12 protein-coding genes and 2 tRNA genes are annotated in these 16,764 nt (G+C 73.7%); 5 read left to right on the top strand and 9 right to left on the bottom strand.

The genetic code is table 11. The features are described from left to right. Positions 1 to 564: 564 nt before the first annotated feature. A complete protein-coding gene (locus ACZ4W5_RS04595; RefSeq protein WP_402485851.1) occupies positions 565 to 1,656 on the top strand; it encodes an LLM class flavin-dependent oxidoreductase in 1,092 nt (363 codons plus the stop codon). Here ACZ4W5_RS04595 and ACZ4W5_RS04600 read toward each other — a convergent pair. Together ACZ4W5_RS04600 and ACZ4W5_RS04605 are read right to left on the bottom strand one after the other, a co-directional pair. Then, positions 1,632 to 3,818 (bottom strand): putative bifunctional diguanylate cyclase/phosphodiesterase, encoded by a 2,187-nt coding sequence (locus ACZ4W5_RS04600; protein ID WP_465652790.1) that lies wholly within the window; start codon positions 3,816 to 3,818, stop codon positions 1,632 to 1,634. The genes ACZ4W5_RS04595 and ACZ4W5_RS04600 overlap by 25 nt on opposite strands. A 417-nt stretch (positions 3,819 to 4,235) precedes the next feature. After that, positions 4,236 to 4,661: an OsmC family protein gene (locus ACZ4W5_RS04605; RefSeq protein ID WP_350504848.1), complete on the bottom strand. Its 426-nt coding sequence runs from the start codon at positions 4,659 to 4,661 to the stop codon at positions 4,236 to 4,238. Between the two features lie 270 nt (positions 4,662 to 4,931). On the opposite strand from ACZ4W5_RS04605, the gene ACZ4W5_RS04610 reads away from it, so the two are divergent. Both ACZ4W5_RS04610 and lepB read left to right on the top strand, forming a co-directional pair. Further along, positions 4,932 to 5,267: a chorismate mutase gene (locus ACZ4W5_RS04610; RefSeq protein WP_360240753.1), complete on the top strand. Its 336-nt coding sequence runs from the start codon at positions 4,932 to 4,934 to the stop codon at positions 5,265 to 5,267. 305 nt (positions 5,268 to 5,572) lie between these two features. After that, positions 5,573 to 6,412, top strand: a complete 840-nt coding sequence (gene lepB, locus ACZ4W5_RS04615; RefSeq protein WP_465652793.1) for a signal peptidase I — start codon at positions 5,573 to 5,575, stop codon at positions 6,410 to 6,412. Here lepB and ACZ4W5_RS04620 read toward each other — a convergent pair. From ACZ4W5_RS04620 to ACZ4W5_RS04630, 3 genes are all read right to left on the bottom strand, one after another. Continuing rightward, positions 6,375 to 7,439, bottom strand: coding sequence for an EamA family transporter (locus ACZ4W5_RS04620; protein WP_465652795.1), 1,065 nt, complete (start codon positions 7,437 to 7,439; stop codon positions 6,375 to 6,377). The two genes, lepB and ACZ4W5_RS04620, sit on opposite strands and share 38 nt — an antisense overlap. A gap of 169 nt (positions 7,440 to 7,608) precedes the next feature. Then, positions 7,609 to 10,002, bottom strand: a complete 2,394-nt coding sequence (locus ACZ4W5_RS04625) for a transglycosylase domain-containing protein (RefSeq protein WP_465652797.1) — start codon at positions 10,000 to 10,002, stop codon at positions 7,609 to 7,611. Between the two features lie 223 nt (positions 10,003 to 10,225). After that, positions 10,226 to 10,299 (bottom strand) — tRNA-Lys (locus tag ACZ4W5_RS04630). A gap of 230 nt (positions 10,300 to 10,529) precedes the next feature. Between ACZ4W5_RS04630 and ACZ4W5_RS04635 the strand changes: the two genes are divergently transcribed. Together ACZ4W5_RS04635 and ACZ4W5_RS04640 are read left to right on the top strand one after the other, a co-directional pair. Continuing rightward, positions 10,530 to 11,345 (top strand): DUF998 domain-containing protein, encoded by an 816-nt coding sequence (locus tag ACZ4W5_RS04635; RefSeq protein WP_465652838.1) that lies wholly within the window; start codon positions 10,530 to 10,532, stop codon positions 11,343 to 11,345. Beyond that, positions 11,342 to 12,217 carry an alpha/beta fold hydrolase gene (locus tag ACZ4W5_RS04640; protein WP_360240768.1) on the top strand — a complete coding sequence of 292 codons (876 nt, stop codon included), beginning with the start codon at positions 11,342 to 11,344 and terminating at the stop codon, positions 12,215 to 12,217. The genes ACZ4W5_RS04635 and ACZ4W5_RS04640 overlap by 4 nt, the downstream gene beginning before the upstream one ends. A 117-nt stretch (positions 12,218 to 12,334) precedes the next feature. Here ACZ4W5_RS04640 and ACZ4W5_RS04645 read toward each other — a convergent pair. The 4 genes from ACZ4W5_RS04645 to ACZ4W5_RS04660 all read right to left on the bottom strand — a co-directional run bounded on the left by ACZ4W5_RS04645 (position 12,335) and on the right by ACZ4W5_RS04660 (position 16,536). Then, positions 12,335 to 12,408: transfer RNA gene (locus ACZ4W5_RS04645), tRNA-Lys, on the bottom strand. A gap of 84 nt (positions 12,409 to 12,492) precedes the next feature. Continuing rightward, positions 12,493 to 14,568 carry an ABC transporter ATP-binding protein gene (locus ACZ4W5_RS04650; protein WP_465652800.1) on the bottom strand — a complete coding sequence of 692 codons (2,076 nt, stop codon included), beginning with the start codon at positions 14,566 to 14,568 and terminating at the stop codon, positions 12,493 to 12,495. Next, a complete protein-coding gene (locus ACZ4W5_RS04655) occupies positions 14,565 to 15,539 on the bottom strand; it encodes an ABC transporter permease (protein WP_465652802.1) in 975 nt (324 codons plus the stop codon). The genes ACZ4W5_RS04650 and ACZ4W5_RS04655 overlap by 4 nt, the downstream gene beginning before the upstream one ends. Positions 15,540 to 15,555: 16 nt before the next feature. Beyond that, the gene (locus ACZ4W5_RS04660; RefSeq protein WP_465652804.1) at positions 15,556 to 16,536 is read right to left on the bottom strand and encodes an ABC transporter permease; all 981 of its coding nucleotides are present in this window, start codon (positions 16,534 to 16,536) and stop codon (positions 15,556 to 15,558) included. Positions 16,537 to 16,764 lie beyond the last annotated feature (228 nt).

The following is a 16,764-nucleotide window of genomic DNA, read 5'->3' on the forward strand; positions in this document are numbered from 1 at the left end:
GCGGGGCCGCTCGACGGCCCGGCGCCGACGGGTCGCCGAGGACGGCCGAGGGCTGCGGCCGTGGCGGCGGTGGCCGGAAACGGAACGAGCCCCCGGGGCGGGGTGCCGCACCGAGGGCTCGCAGCGATCGATCGGCGCTGGTCCAGCCCGACGACCTTGCTGACGGAACACGGACCCGCTCGGTGGTCCAGCTCCTGATCATCAGCCTGCCCGATGCCGGTGGCCGATCGCGAGCGCGCCGGGTGGCGACTTCCGACCCTGGCGGAAAGTCGCCATCCGTGTCGACCCGCTGGCGCTGAGTCATCCGAACGGTCGGTCGGGCGGCCGTCGGGGACGGGCCGAACCCGCCCCCGGGAGCGCTCGAATCTCATCCGAATCTCATCCGAGCCGCACGCGAACCGCACGCGAACCGCACCGACATCCGACGGTCGGTACGGGAACAGCGAGCCCCTGACCGTGGTTGACCCCGGTCGGCAGCGACCGCCGGGCCGTCCGAGACCCGAGGCCGCCGCCGACGGACGGCTCGGAGGAGAGCCGGACCACGACAGCGAGGAGGCGGACGGCATGACCACCGAGGACCAGCAGGAGCACGGAACCGGGCCCGCGGCCGACGAGGCGATCCGGGGCACCGCCCGCGGTACGGCCCCCGCTCCGCTCTCGATCCTCGACCTGGCCACCGTCGGCGTCGGCTACACACCCAGCGAGGCCCTGGCCGCCACCACCGAACTGGCCCGCCGCGCCGAGCAGTGGGGCTACCACCGCTTCTGGGTCGCCGAGCACCACGGCATGCCCGGAGTGGCCAGCTCCACCCCGGCCGTCCTGATCGCCCACCTCGGGGCCAACACCACCACGCTGCGCCTCGGTTCGGGCGGTGTCATGCTCCCCAACCACGCCCCGCTGGCCATCGCCGAACAGTTCGGCCTGCTGGAGGCCCTGCACCCCGGCCGGATCGACCTCGGACTCGGCCGCGCCCCCGGCACCGACCAGGCCACCGCCCGGGCACTGCGCCGAGGCGTCGCCGAGGGCGCGGACGACTTCCCGCTGCAGCTCTCCGAGCTGACCCACTTCCTCGACGGGGACTTCCCCGCCGGCCACCCGTACGAGCGGCTGACCGCCGTGCCCAAGGGTGAGGGCCGCCCGCCGGTCTGGCTGCTCGGCTCCTCCGGTTTCAGCGCCCAGCTGGCGGGCCGGCTCGGCCTCCCCTTCGCCTTCGCCCACCACTTCAGCAGCGCCAACACCGTTCCGGCCCTGGACCTGTACCGGACGTCCTTCCGCCCGTCCGCCGTGCTCGACGAGCCGTACGCGCTGATCGGCGTGAGCGCGGTCGCCGCCGAGGACGAGACCGCCGCCCGCCGCCTCGCCCGGTCCGCGGCGCTCGGCATGCTCCGGCTGCGGCGCGGCAACCCCGGCCCGATCCCCACCCCGGAGGAGGCGGAGGAGTACCCGTACAGCCCGGTCGAGGCGGACTTCGTCGACAACTGGCTGGACAACGTGGTGCTCGGCGACCCGGGCCAGGTCGCGGACGGCCTGGAGGCCCTGCGCAAGCGGACCGGCGTGGACGAGCTGATGGTCACCTCGCACATCCACGGCCACGAGGCCCGGCTCCGCTCCTACGGGCTGATCGCCGAGGCCTACGGCCTGACGGCGTCCGTCTGACGGCCGCTCGGGGCGGGGCGGCCCTCGCGGAGTATGGCCGCGACGAGTGCGGCCTCGCCCGGTCGGGCGAAGTACCAGCCCTGGGCGGTGTCACAGCCGGTGAGCCGGAGCCGCTCGGCCTGGGCGGCGCTCTCGATGCCCTCCGCGGTGACGGTCAGTCCGAGGGTGTGGGCCAGCTGCACCATCGCGCCGACGATCTGCTCGTCCGCGTCGCTGCGTCGGGGGCGGAGCTCGGGGACGGCCGACCGGTCGGCCGCGGTTGCTGCTGTGGCCGTCGTGGCCGTCGTGGCCGCCGTCGTCGCCGTGGCGCTCAGCGCCGCGGCCGGGGCCGGGTCCCGGAAGCCCTCGATGAACGTCCCGTCGAGCTTCAGGACGTGCACCGGCAACCGGGACAGGTAGGCCAGGTTGGAGTAGCCGGTGCCGAAGTCGTCGATCGCGATCCGCACGCCCATGTCGGCGAGCGCCTGCAGGGCCTGCAACGGGCGGCCGCCGGGGCCGAGCAGGGCGCTCTCGGTGATCTCCAGTTGCAGCAGCCGGGCGGGCAGGCCGGTGCTCTCGAGGGCGCGGGCGACGTCGGCGACCACGTCGGAGTCCCAGATCTGGCGGGCCGCCAGGTTGACGCTCACGAAGGTCTCGGTGTCCGGGAACTCGGTGAGCCACTGTCGGGCCTGGCGGCAGGACTCCTCCAGCACCCACTTGCCGAGCGGCACGATGGCGCCGGACTCCTCGGCGAGCGGGATGAAGCGGTCGGGGGAGAGGGTTCCGTAGCGGGGGTGGCGCCAGCGGACGAGCGCCTCGGCGCCGCGCACCGTGCCGTCGGCCAGGCCGACCAGCGGCTGGTACTCGATGGTGAACTCGCCGCGCTCCAGGGCCGGCCGCAGCGCGGTGGCGAGGAGCTGACGGGTCAGCTGGTGGGCTCCGCGGTCCGGGTCGTAGAGGGTCCAGCGGGCGCGGCCGTCGGCCTTGGACCAGTAGAGGGTGGCGTCGGCGTCCTTGACCAGGTCGGTCGGGGTGGTCTCGTGCACCGACCGTTCGACGACGCCGACGCTGGCGGTGACCACCAGCCGGTGCCCGGCGACGTCGAAGGGACGTTCCAGCAGCTCAAGGATCCGCCCGGCCAGGGCGGTCAGCTGCTCGCTGCCGTCGCTGTCAGGGACCAGGACGGCGAACTCGTCGCCGCCCATCCGGGCCACCAGGTGGGTCTCCTGCCCGTCGGCGGCGGCGTTGTTGGCATCGTCGGCATCGTCGGCGGTGCGGGTGAGTCCGCGTCGGAGCCGGGCGGCGACGGCGATCAGCAGCTGGTCGCCGATGTGGTGGCCGAGGGTCTCGTTGATCGCCGCGAAGCCGTCGAGGTCCAGGTAGCAGACGCCCACCCGGCGCGCTTTCACCGCGGTGGCCTCGGCGACCGGCAGGCAGGCGGCGTCGAGCCGCTCGAAGAAGGAGGTCCGGTTGGGCAGCCGGGTCAGTGGATCGTGCAGGGCCTGGTACTCCAGGCGGTCGCCGAGCCGGCGCTGCTCGGTGAGGTCCTCGACCAGCGCGAGGGTGTAGAGCGGCTGCCCGGCGGGGTCCCGGATCAGCGAGACCGTCACCTTGCCCCAGACCGTGTGGCCCTCGCGGTGCCGGAGCTGCTTCTCCACGCGGAACCGTTCCCGCTCGCCGTGGACGAGCCCGTCGAAGAGCCGGTGCGGCAGGCCCTCCGGGTCGACGATCTCGTGCAGGTGGATGCGGGCCAACTCGCCGACGCCGCGGCCGATCAGGGCGGCGAAGGCGGGGTTGACCTCGATGATCCGGTCCTCGGAGTCGATCAGGGCCATGCCGATGACGGCGTCGCAGAAGGCCGCCCGGAAGCGGGACTCGCTGGCCTGCAGGGCCGCCAGCAGTCGGTCGGTCCCGCCGCCCGCGTGGTCGGCGCCGTCCGGGTCGCCCGGGTGCGCACCGTCGGCCAGGGGGGCCGAGCAGGTGGGGCAGAGCCGCACCTCCGTACCCTCCGGGTCCTCCAGGGTGACGCGGGCCGTGGTCGCGGTCGTGGTCGCGGTGGTGGCCACGGCCGGGGGAACGGGGACGCCGGAGGTGCCGGCGGCGAGCCCGACCGGATCGAGGACCGGCGAGGCGAGGAGGCGGTGGTGGGACGCGCGGTGATGTGACGATTCCTCGTGTCGCACGCCTGGGTGGTGTGCGTCGGCCCCCTCGTTCTGGCCCGGCACGGCATGCTCCCGTCCGCTGCTGACGCTTGACGATGGTCTGCCTGGCCGGTCGGGATCCCGGCGGCCGGCTCCGCACTCTGTCGGGGCCTCGGGGCCGGTCCGCTGCGGTGCGTCCGCCGTGGGGCGCTGCCGCGCGGGGACCCGGGTGGAGAACAGGGCGCTGCGGCCGATCATAGGCCGCGACGGCAACGCGCGGTGACCGCCGGCAGGGTGATTCGCCCCGTTTGCCATCAAGCGTGGTGGAACGTTCGGACGCCCCCGGTACACATCACCTGAGGTGTGCCGGGAGCGCGTGCGCCGCTGGCGCGCCCCCGGACGCCGGTTGCGCGCCGGGGGCGGGGCCGGAGTGCGCCCCCGGACGGGCCGGGGGCGCGGTCAGGCCAGCTTGGCGGTGAGGGTGATGGTGGTGCCGGTCAGGGCCTGGCTGACCGGGCAGTTGGCCTTGGCGTCCTCGGCGGCCTTCACGAAGCCGGCCTCGTCCAGTCCGGGGACCGCACCGGTGACGGTCAGGTGGATCCCGGTGATGCCGGTGCCGGGCTGGAAGGTGACGTCGGCCTGGGTGTCCAGCGTGGTGGGCGGGTTGCCGGCCTTGGTGAGGCCGTTGGAGAGGGCCATCGAGAAGCAGGCGGAGTGGGCGGCCGCGATGAGTTCCTCGGGGCTGGTCTTGCCGTTGGGCTCCTCGGCGCGGGCCGGCCAGGAGACGGGGTACTCGCCGATCCCGGAGGAGGCGAAGGTCACCTGCCCCTTGCCGTGCAGGAGGTCCCCCTCCCAGGCCGTGCGGGCGGTGCGGGTGGTTGCCACGATCGGTTCCTCCAGTGCTGAGGGACTGCTGAGTCGTCACTTCCGGTCATGCACGCACCAGACTACGGGCAGCCCCGCCGTGGAGCCGGGCGACGGGCGGCAGGGCCGCGGTCCTCCCGTGTTCCCGCCGGTGCCCCCTCCTGCCGTCCGGATGCTGGACGGTTCCCCGGACGGTGCCGGTCCGGCGCGGGAGCCCTGTTAGATTTGCCGGGGTCCGAGCCCGGCCGCCGTACGGTCGGGTGACCACCCAAGACACCGGGAGCCGCCCCGATGACGGACCAGCCCACGACCCCCGACGCCGGTGTGCCCGCGGGGATCGACGACGCGGTGCGGGCCGAGCTGACCAGCCTGCGCGAGAGCATCGACAACATCGATGCCGCGGTGGTCCACATGCTGGCCGAGCGCTTCAAGGCGACCCAGCGGGTCGGCCGCCTCAAGGCCGAGCACAAGCTGCCGCCGGCCGACCCGGCCCGGGAGCGGGACCAGATCAAGCGGCTGCGGGAGCTGGCCGCCGGGGCCAAGCTCGACCCGGTCTTCGCGGAGAAGTTCCTGAACTTCATCATCGCCGAGGTCATCCGCCACCACGAGGCCATCGCCCGCGCCTGACCCCCGGGACGGCGTTGCGGCGGCTCCGGCCGTGCTCCGAGCTGCCGCCGCGATGTCGGAGGCGGCTAGGGCGTGTCTTGTGGATCAGGTCGGACCAGACCGCGGCGTCAGGGTGCGTGCATCGCAAGGCGGAGGAGGGAGTCCATGCGGAGCATCGGCGACCGACGACAACGCGGCGAGGTGCGTGCCCTGGCGTCGCGGGCCTGGCCTGATCCACAAGACACGCCCTAAGGCCCGGATTTCGTACGGCTCCCCGGTTGGCGTAGCGTGCAGGTTTCCCCAGCCGGAGAGGTGGAGCAGCGACGATGGCGGTGAACCTGCCCGAAACGCCGAGCGGAGCTCCCAGCGGATCCGCGGTACCAGCCGCCTGGGACGCCCAGGACGGGCCGCCCGCTCCGGACGGGCCGCAGGCCCAGCCCGCTCCTCCCGCGTCCGGTGGGCGCGCCGAGGCCCGCCGCCGGGCCGGGGGTTCGCGCGGTCGCAAGGCCCGCCGGGCGGGGCGCCGTCCCCGGCCGTGGTGGATCGAGATCCCGGCGATGGTGGCGGTCGGCCTGGTGGTCGCGCTGCTGATCAAGACCTGCCTGTTCCAGGTCTTCACCATCCCGTCCGGTTCGATGGAGAACACCCTGCGGGTCGGCGACCGGGTCGGCGTGAACAAGCTCGCGCCGCTGACCGGTTGGACGCCCGAGCCGGGGCAGCCGGTGGTGTTCAAGGACCCGGGGAACTGGCTGCCGCCGCAGCCGGTCGACACCAACCCGTTCACGAACGCCGTGAGCTCGGTGCTGAGCTTCGCCGGGCTGGTGCCGCCGAAGGACGACAACTACCTGGTCAAGCGGGTCATCGCGACCGGCGGCCAGACCGTGCAGTGCACGGGCACCACGCTGACCGTGGACGGCAGGAAGGTCGACGAGCCGTACCTCCACCCGGGCGACGACTCCTGTGCGGGGCTGAACTTCGGCCCGGTGAAGGTGCCCTCGGGCTACATCTGGGTCGAGGGCGACCACCGCAGTGACTCGGCGGACTCCCGCTGGCACCGGCAGGGGCCGGGTGGCGGCGCGGTGCCGGTGGGCAACGTGGTGGGCCCGGTGGCGGCCGTGGTGTGGCCGGTCAGTCACCTCGACTGGTTCGGCTGGACCGGCCGCTGACCCGGGACGCCGTCGCACCGGCCGTACCGGCGGCCCCCGCCTCCACCGTCGGCACTCCCACCGTCGCCGCCTCCAGCGGTTCCGCATCCGCCTTCTCCGCCGCCGGCCGGCTCGTCTGCGCGACGAAGGCGCCCGCCAGGACCAGCAGACCGCCCGCGACCTGCGGCAGTCCCAGGTGCTCGCCGAGCAGGACCCAGGCCAGCACGGTGGCGACCACCGCCTCCAGGTTGGCCACCACCCCGGCGATCGGCGGCGAGAGGTACCCGACGGAGATCACGCCGGTCAGGTAGGCGAGCACGGTCGCGACCAGCACCATCCAGGCGGCCGGGATCAGCGCGGGCAGGCTGTGCCCGTTCATCACCACGGATCCGCCCAGCAGGCCCCAGTCGGCCTGCCAGGGCCGGGTGAGGACGGTGAGCAGGACGGCGCCGATCAGCAGCCCGTAGGCGCTGACGGCCAGCGGGTCGACCGGGCGCTCGCCCCGGCGGCCGGCGTCGGCGAGCAGGAAGTAGCCGACCTGGCAGCAGGCCGCGCCGAGGGCGAACAGCACGCCCAGCGCGTCGAAGCTCAGGCCGTTCCAGACCTCCACCACGCAGGCCAGCCCGGCCACCGCGACGCCGGCGCCGACGGCCGCGCCCCGGCTGATCGGCTTGCGCTGCACGAACCTGACGTAGCCGATCAGCAGCGGCGGCCCGAGGTACTCGATGAGCAGGGCGACGCCGACCGGGATGCGGGAGATCGCGGCGAAGTAGCAGGCCTGGACGCCGGCCACGGCGAGTAGGCCGAAGCCGATCAGCAGGCCGGGACGGCGCAGGACGGCGTCGCGGTGCCGGTAGGCGATCGGGAGGAGGGCGACGGCCGCCCCGGTGACCCGGAGCCACACCACGTGCAGGGGGGAGAGGCCGGCTTCGATCAGTGGCTTGGCCGCGGTGCCGGAGCCGCCGAAGGCGAAGGCGGAGACCAGCGCGAGGACGAGGCCGAGGGTTCTGCCCGAAGGGAGGGTGGGCGAGGCCGTTGATCTGTGCACTGGCGCATTGTGACAGTCCTACCGATGTCTCGGTAAGGCGCCATATCGGCATTTGATCCTGGTCTGAACTGTCCGTAGAGGCGCGGTGACGAACGTCGGCCGGACCACCGACCCGAGGTCGGTGGTCCGGCCGAGGCGGGCGGGCGGAGCGGGCGGAGCGGGGAGGCGGTCAGCCCCCGGACCCTGCCGCCGCCCCGTTGGACACGTCCGTCCCGCCGGTGGGCTGGGTGGTCGGCTGAGCGGTGGGGTCGGTGGTCGGCTTGCTGGTCGGCGTCGGCTTGGGGGTCGGCCGAACGGTGGGCCGCGAGGTCGGCTGGGTGGTCGGCTGACCGGTCGGGGCGGTGGTCGGGCCGGTGCCCGAACCGCCGGAACCGGAGTCGCCACCCGAACCGGAGCCGGTGGAGCCGGTGCCCGAGCTGTCGCCCTGCTGGCTGCCCGCGCCGGTGCTCGGCGTGGCGCCGCCGGTCGACGGGGTGCCGCTCGGCGTGCTCGGGGCCGTCGGGACGTCGGCGGCGCCGGAGTCGCCGCCGTCCGCCGGGGTCGGGAAGTCGCTGACCGGCTGGCCCTTGAGCGCGGCCTTCATGTAGGCGGTCCAGATCTGGGCCGGGAACTGGCCGCCCGCCGCGCCGTTGATGCCGCCGACGCCGCTCAGGCTGACCTGGGCGCCGGTGCCCGGGTCCTGGCCGAACAGCGCCACCGAGGTGACCAGCTCGGGGGTGTAGCCGACGAACCAGACGGACTTCTGGTCGTCGGTGGTGCCGGTCTTGCCCGCCGCCGGGCGGCCCAGCGCCTGGGCCCGGAAGCCGGTGCCGCCCGGGTCGCTCACCACGCCCTGGAGCATCGAGGTGACCTGGTTGGCGGTGTCCGCGCTGATCGCCTGGGTGGTCTTGTGCGCGGGCAGCTGCACGGCCTCGCCGGCGCGGTCCACCGACTGCACCAGCCACGGGGTGATCTGCTTGCCGCCGTTGTCCAGGGTGGCGTACACGCCGGCCATGTCGAGCACGCTCGGGGTGGCCGCACCCAGCGGGATGGAGGGCACCGGGTCCAGGCCCGGGGTGTTGGCGGGCAGGCCCAGCGCGATGCCGGTGTCCTTGACCTTCTGCAGCCCGGTGTCCTGCGCGAGCTGGGCGAACACCGAGTTCACCGACTTGTCGATGGCCTGCTGCAGGGAGATCTGGCCGTAGCTGACGTCGCCCTCGTTCGGCGGCGCGTACGGGGTGCCCTTGCCGCCGCGGACCTTGCGGCCGCTGGTGCCGTCGTAGATCGTGCGCGGGGTGACGGTCCGGCCGTCCTGGGTCTTGGCGTTGTTCTCGAAGGCGGCGGCCAGCGCGATCGCCTTGAAGGTCGAACCGGCCTGGTAGTCGCGCCGGGTCGCGTTGTCCACGTAGTGCTTCACGTAGTCGACGCCGCCGTACAGGGCGACCACCGCGCCGGTCTTCGGGTCGACGGAGGCGGCGCCGGCCTGGGCGGCCGCGTCCTTCTTCCGCTTGTCCGGGTTCAGGGTGTCGTGCAGCTGCGCCTGGACGGAGTCCTGGAGGGCCTGCTGGCGGGCCGGGTCGATGCTCAGCTTGATCGTGTAGCCGCCCTTGGCCAGCTCGGTCTCGCTGATGACGTTGTTCGAGGTCAGGTACTGGGTCGCCGCGTCCACCAGGTAGCCGGACTGGCCGGACAGGCCCGGGTTGGGCTGCGGGTCCTTGACGTCCGGGAAGGTGGTCTTCGCCCGCTCGTCGGCGCCGAGCCAGCCCTCCTTGACCATGCCGTCCATGACGTAGTTCCAGCGGTTGACGGCGTTCTGCTTGCCCGCCGGGGTCGCGGTGGCCACGTCGTAGGCGCTCGGGGCGTTCAGCAGGGTGGCCAGGTAGGCGCCCTGGGCCGCGTTGAGCGCGGAGGCGTCGATGCCGAAGTACGCCTGGGCGGCGGCCTGGATGCCGTAGGCGCCGCGGCCGTAGTAGGAGGTGTTCAGGTAGCCGGAGAGGACGTCGTCCTTGCTCATGGTGGCGTCCACCTTGATGGCGATGAAGAGCTCCTTCACCTTGCGGGTGATGGACTGCTTCTGGTCCAGGTACGTGTTCTTCACGTACTGCTGGGTGATGGTGGAGCCGCCCTGGGTGCCCTCGCCCTTGGCGGTGTTGAGGGCGGCCCGGACCAGGCCCTGCACGTTGACGGCGCCCTCGTTGTAGAAGTTGCGGTCCTCGGCGGCCAGCGCCGCGTGCTGGGCGGCGGGGGAGACCTTGTCCAGGCCGACGTTCTGCCGGTTGGTCTGGCCGGTGCGGGTGATCACCGAGCCGTCGGAGTAGAGCCAGGTGTTGCTCTGCGCGGTCGCTGCGGCGTGCGCGTCGGGCACCTTCACCAGCGCGATCCCCAGCGCGAACAGGCCGACGCCGAGCAGCAGCGCCGAGGCGAGGCCGAGCAGCGTCATCCGCCAGGTGGGTATCAGCCGGCGCCAGCCGGTGCGCTTGGGGCGGCGCGGCTTCTTGCCGCCCGGGGTGGTGGTGGAGCGCTTGAGTCGCTTGACCGGCCGGAGGTCGATCGGCGACCGGCCGCTCTGGGCGTTTCGGAACAAGGCGCGGCCTTTCCTGCGGGCGGACCGGGCCAGCCTGCACAGACGGGGACATCGGCGGTTAGGGACCTTTGTCCCGATTCCGGTTTACTGCCCTGGACGAGCCGGGCGGGCCCCATGGCTCCACCGGAGCGGCAATCGAGACCGACATCACACATAAAACGGACATCAAGGGCCAAAAAATCGGGGAGCCCCTCGCTGCTGCGAGAGGCTCCCCAACTGTCTGTGCGCCGCCAGGGACTCGAACCCCGGACCCGCTGATTAAGAGTCAGCTGCTCTAACCAACTGAGCTAGCGGCGCCTGCTGACCTGGAAAACAATACACGGTCCCCGGGGGTGCCCTGCACCACGGTGGGTCCGCCGGGCGCCGCGGGTGACCGTTTCCTCCCGGTTGGGGCGGAGTTCGTGCCCGGTTAGGGTGGAAACGTGCCCAGCCCCCAGCCCGGACACCCCCGCCCCCGAACCCACCCGCGGCCCCCTTCCCGACGCCGCCGGCCGTCGGACCGGCGCGCACGGACCGCGGTCGCCGCGCTGCTGCTGCTCAGCGCGGTGGCGTACACGGCGTGGGTGCTGGAGGTGGTGCTCAGCACCGGGCTCGACCCGGTGCAGGCGTACATCAGCGAGCTCGCCGCCGAGGACCAGCCGCTGGGCGGCCTCTTCCGGGCCACCGACCTCGCCGCCGGGCTCTGCGTGCTCGCCGCCGCCGTCACCGCCCTCGCCACCGGGCAGGCCCGGAACGCCGTGGCACCCGGTCGACGTGCTTCGGCCCCTGGTCAGGACCCCGCGGGCCCTGGTCAGGACCCCGCGGGCCCTGGTCGGCACTCTGCGGACCCCGGCCGGAACCGCTGGGCGCTGGTCGGCTGGTCCGCCCTGGCCCTGTTCGGCGCGGCCACCGCCGCCGACTCCCGGCTGCCGCTCAGCTGCGCCCCCACCAGCGACGAGATGTGCGCGGCCCGGGAGACCGCCGGACTGGTTCCCGCCACCCACACCGCCCACGCTGTCAGCAGCAGCCTTGCCATGCTGGGCGCGCTCACCGGACTGGTCGCGCTCACCGTCCTCGCCCGTCGCCACCACCGCTGGCCGGCGGTGCGCCGGTTCGGCCCCTGGCTGCTCGGCGCCGAACTGCTGGCCACCGGCTGGAGCCTCGGCGCGATCGCCGCCTTCCAGGCCGGTCGCGGCACCTGGGCGCTCGGTGCCGGGCAGCGGTTGCAGGTGCTGCTGGTCGCGCTCTGGCTGGCCGTCCTGGCCGTGGCCGTCGCCCGCTCGTCCGCCCCGCAGGTGCTGCCCGCTCCGGAGGACGCCCAGGACACTCCGGGCGCGCAGGCCGCCGACCGGAGGCCGGCGTGAGCGCGCCCGCCGCCAATGCCCGCTTCCTGCGCGTCGACGGCGTCCCGCTGCACGTCCGCACCGAGGGCAGCGGCCCGATCTGCCTGCTCACCGGCGGTCTCGGCAGCAGCTGGTTCGACTGGGACCTCGTCGTCCCGTTCCTCACCCCGTACCGCACGGTCATCCGCTTCGACCGGCCCGGTTACGGGCTCAGCGCCGCCGAGCCCGCCACCGGGCGGCGGCCCGCCCCGACGGTGGTCGGCGAGGCCGACCGGATCCGCGCGGTGCTGGACGGCCTGGGGCTGGGCGGGCCCTGCACGGTGGTCGGCCACTCGCTCGCGGGCTTCCACGTGGAGGCCTTCGCCCGGCTGCACCCCGAGCGGACCGCCGGGCTGGTCCTGGTCGACGGCAGCGTCGAAGCGGCGGCCCGCCCCTACCCGGCACCGGCCGTACGGGACCTCGCGGCCCGGGTGGTGGCGGGCGCGGCGACCGCCCTCGCCGTGCCGTACCTGCTCGGCCCGACCGCCCGCCGGGTGACCGCCCGGCTGTCCACCGTCCGCCGGGAGGACCTGGCCCCGCCCCTGCTGGTCCGGCACTGCTACCGCACCGGACGGGCCCTGCGCGCGCTGCTCCGGGAGAACGGGCGCTACCTCGACATGGCCGCCGAGCTGGACGCGCTGCGCCGGGCCCGGCCGCTGCCCGAGGACCTGCCGATCACCGTGCTGGCCGCCGACGACGGCTGCCGGACCAGCCGGACCGAGTCCTGGCTGGCCGACCAGCGGGAGCTCGCGACGCTGCTCGGGGCGGACTTCCGGACCACGGCGCCGGCCGGGCACCTGGTGATGTTCGACCGTCCGGACGCGGTGGCCTCCGCCGTCCTCGACACCGGCTGACGGCCCCGGACGGCCCCGGACGGAAGGTGTCCCGAGGGCCGAAAACGCCGGAAACGCCGGAAACGCCGAAAAAGCCGAAAGGCCCTTCGCTCTCGCGAAGGGCCTTTCGGCTGTCTGTGCGCCGCCAGGGACTCGAACCCCGGACCCGCTGATTAAGAGTCAGCTGCTCTAACCAACTGAGCTAGCGGCGCCTGCTGACGTGGAAGACAGTACACGTCGGCAGCCCGTTCCGCCGAATCGTAATCGCGTGGCCACCGGGAGTTAGGACTGTGCCGTCACCCCGGGTGATGGCAGGCAGCCCGGTGGTCGCCCTCCGTCTCGGGCCCGGCCCCCGCCCGGTCGCCGTCCAGGGTCGGCCGCTCCTGCTCGCAGCGCGTTCGGGCCGTGGCGTCCGCGAGCCCGGCGTAGAGCGGGCAGCGGGTGCGGAACGGGCAGCCGGCGCGGCGCTCGGTGGGGGAGGGCGGGTCGCCGGCCAGCAGGATCCGGTCGCGGGCGCGCTCGGCGGCGGGGTCGGGCAGCGGCACGGCGGAGAGCAGCGCCCGGGTGTACGGGTGCCGGGGCCGTTCGAAGACGGCGGAGACCGGGCCCTGCTCGACCGTCCGGCCGAGGTACATCACGCTGACCCGGTCGGCGAGGTGCCGGATCACCGAGAGGTCGTGCGAGACGAAGAGGTAGGACAGCCCGAGTTCGGCCCTGAGCGACTGGAGCAGGTTGAGCACCCCGGCCTGGATCGAGACGTCCAGGGCGGAGACCGGTTCGTCCAGTACCAGCAGCTTGGGCCGGACGGAGAGGGCCCGGGCGATGGAGATCCGCTGGCGCTGCCCGCCGGAGAACTGGTGCGGGTAGCGGACCGCGTGCTCCGGGTCGAGCCCGACCTGGCGGAGCAGCTCGGGCACCCGGCGGGCGATCTCCTCGCGCGGGGCGTGCTGGGCGCGCAGCGGCTCGGCGACGATGTCGCCGACCGGCATCCGGGGGTCGAGGCTGGCCATCGGGTCCTGGAAGACGATCTGCAGTTCGGAGCGGAGCCGCTGGGCCTCGGCCCGGGTGAGCCGGGCGGTGTCGTGGCCGAGCAGTTCGATCCGGCCGGTCTCCGGGGCACTCAGGCTCAGCAGCTCGAACAGCGTGGTGGACTTGCCCGAGCCGGACTCCCCGACCAGGCCGAGGGTCTCGCCCTGGCGCAGGTCCAGGTCGACGCCGTCCACCGCGTAGACCTCGCCGACCTTCCGCTTGAACACCGTGCCCTTGAGCAGCGGGAAGGTCTTCCCCAGCCCGCTCACCGAGAGCACCTGCGGCCGGTCCGCGCGGTCCCCGGCGGCAGGCCCCGGGGGCAGCTCCGGCACGGGGTACACCTCGCTCGGCGCGGGTCGCCGCTCGGCCAGCTCCGCCGAGCGCACGCAGGCCGCCCGGTGCCGGTCGTCCCCGCTCAACGCGGGCTCCGCCGTCGAGCAGCGCTCCTCCGCGAGCGGGCAGCGCGCGGCGAACGGGCAGCCGGGCGGCAGTTCGGCCATCGGCGCCGGGGTGCCGGGGATCGGCACCAGCGGGCCGCCGCGCCCGTCCAGCCGGGGCAGCGCGCCGATCAGCCCGAGGGTGTACGGGTGGCGCGGGGCCGCGAACAGCTCGTCCACCCCGGCGGTCTCGACCACCCGGCCCGCGTACATCACGGCGACCCGGTCGGCCGCCCCCGCGATCACCCCGAGGTCGTGGCTGACCAGTACGAGGGCCGCGCCGGTCTCCTCCCGGGCGGTGCGCAGCACGTCGAGCACCTGGGCCTGGATGGTGACGTCCAGTGCGGTGGTGGGTTCGTCGGCGAGCAGGATGTCGGGCTGGTTGGCGATGGCCATGGCGATCATGGCGCGCTGGCGCATGCCGCCGGAGAACTCGTGGGGGAAGCTGTCCAGGGCCCGGTCGGGCGCCGGGATGCCGACCAGGTCGAGGAGTTCGGCGGCCCGGCGGCGGGCGGTGGCCCGGTCGACCGGCTGGTGGATCCGGACGGCCTCGGCGATCTGGTCGCCGATCCGGTAGACCGGGGTGAAGGCGGACAGCGGGTCCTGGAACACCATGGCGACCCGGCGGCCGCGGATCGCGGCGAGTTCCCTGCCGGGCAGGCCGACCAGTTCCCGGCCGTCCAGCCGCACCGAGCCGTCGATCCGGGCGGTGCCCGGCAGCAGCCCGAGCACGGACAGCGCGGTGACGGACTTCCCGGAGCCGGACTCGCCGACGATGCCGAGGGTCTCGCCGCGGTGCAGGGTGAGGTCCACCCCGCGTACGGCGGGCACCGGTCCGTGCGGTCCGGCGAAGTCCACCCGCAGGTCCCGGACGGCGAGCAGCGGGGTCTCGACGGCGGTGCTCACTTCTGCTTCCTCCGAAGGCGGCGGGTGCGGCGCGGTGCGCCCCCGGCGGTGGGGTCGAGGGCGTCGCGCAGCCCGTCCCCGACCAGGTTGACGGCGAGCACGAACAGCACCAGCAGCCCGGCCGCGAAGTAGAACATCCACGGGAACACCGGGGCCTCGCTGGTTCCGGCGGCGAGCAGGGTGCCGAGCGAGACGTCCGGCGCCTTGACCCCGAAGCCGAAGTAGGAGAGCGCGGTCTCGCTCATCACCGCGCCGCCGACGGCGATGGTGGCGTCGATGATGAGGAAGGAGGCGACGTTCGGCAGGATGTGCCGGCTGATGATCCGCAGCGGCCGCACTCCCATGAACCGTGCGGCGCGCACGAATTCGCGCTCGCGCAGGGAGAGGGTCATCGAGCGGACCACCCGGGCGGTGATCATCCAGTTGAACAGGGCGAGCAGCAGCACGAAGGCGATCCAGCCGGCGCTCTTCAGCCGGGACGAGACGATGGTGATGATCAGGAAGCTGGGGAAGACCAGCAGGAGGTCGACCAGGAACATCAGGGCCCGGTCGGTCCAGCCGCCGAAGTAGCCGGCGCAGGCGCCGACCAGCGAGGCCAGCACGGTGGAGAACAGGGCCACCAGCAGGCCGATGATCAGCGACTTCTGCAGCCCGCGGACGGTCTGGGCGAACACGTCCTGGCCGACCCCGTTGGTGCCGAACCAGTGCTCGGCGGACGGGGGTTGGTGCAGCGCGGTGAAGTCGGGGGCGGCGTAGTCCCAGGGCGTCAGGTACGGGCCGCCGAAGGCGAGCGCGAACAGCAGCAGGACGACGACGGCTCCGGCCACGGCGCTGCGGGCGGCGAGCAGCCGGGCCAGGACGAGGCGGCCGCGGCCGGTCCCCCGGGCGGGGACGGGCCCGGGCGGCTGGACGGGCTCGGCGGGGCCGGCGGGGCCGGAAGGCTCGACGGGTTCCACGGAGAGGGCGGTCATCTCGGTCTCCCTCCGGTCAGGACCGCACGCGCGGGTCGAGGGCGGCGTGCAGGGTGTCGGCCAGGAAGCCGGAGGCGAGCACGACGACGGCGGTGAACAGGTTGATCGCCACCACGGAGTTGACGTCCTGTTCGTTGATCGACTGGATCAGCCACTCGCCCATGCCGTGCCAGCCGAAGATGGTCTCGGTGAAGATCGCGCCGGTGAAGATGCCCAGGAAGCTGTAGGCGAACATCGTCGACATCGGGATCACGGCGGTGCGCAGTCCGTGCTTGAGCAGGGCCCGGCGCCGGGTGAGGCCCTTGGCCTCGGCGGTGCGCAGGTAGTCGGAGCCGAGCACGTCGAGCATGGTGCCGCGCTGGTAGCGGCTGTAGGTGGCGAGGCCGCCGAGGGCGAGCGAGACGGTGGGCAGCAGCAGGTGCAGGGCCCAGTCGGCGAGGTGGGTGCCGAGGCCGCCGGCCAGTCCGGGGGTCTCGTAGCCGGTGAACGGGACGACCTCGTGGCCGGCCGCGTCCTTGGCGGCGATCGCGCCGTTCTTGAGGAAGAGCGCGACCAGGAAGACCGGGGTGGAGAGCAGCACGAAGGACACCACGGTGAGCAGCCGGTCGGAGATCCGGTACTGGCGCACGGCGCTCCAGGCCCCGGCGGCGACGCCGAGGACGGTGCCGAGCAGGCTGCCGAGCAGCAGCAGTCGCAGCGAGACCCAGACCCGGCGGCCGAAGTCGTCGGTGACCGGGGTGTCGTGGATGGTCCGGCCGAGGTCGCCGTGGAGCAGCCCGCCGGCCCAGTGGCCGAAGCGTTCGACGACCGGGGTGTGGTCGTTCAGGTTGAGCGCGGTGAGCTGGCGTTCGACCGAGGCGGCGGACGGGCGCGGCACCTTGGCGTCGAAGTAGGTGCGCGGCTGCAGGGCGCTCGCGGATATCGCGTAGGCCAGGAACACGGCGGCGATCAGCAGCGCCGCGTAGTAGCTCAGCCGCTTCGACAGGTAGCGGAGCATCAGCGGCCGCCCGGGGTGGGGGCGGCGGCGACGCGTCTGGTGGGCATCGGCGGGTGGCCTTCGGTCGGGGCCCGGTCAGGGCCTCAGCTGGCAGGGGGAGCACGGCAGTTGGCGAACGCGCAGGTCGCAGTGTTGCACCGGGGGACGGCCGTGATGTTGCGGCGGGATTGCCCCGTGTGACTTTTTGATCAGGCGTCCGCTCCTCCCCCTGGTGGCGGATCTGATCCG

Source organism: Kitasatospora sp. NPDC029367 (genome assembly GCF_055569135.1).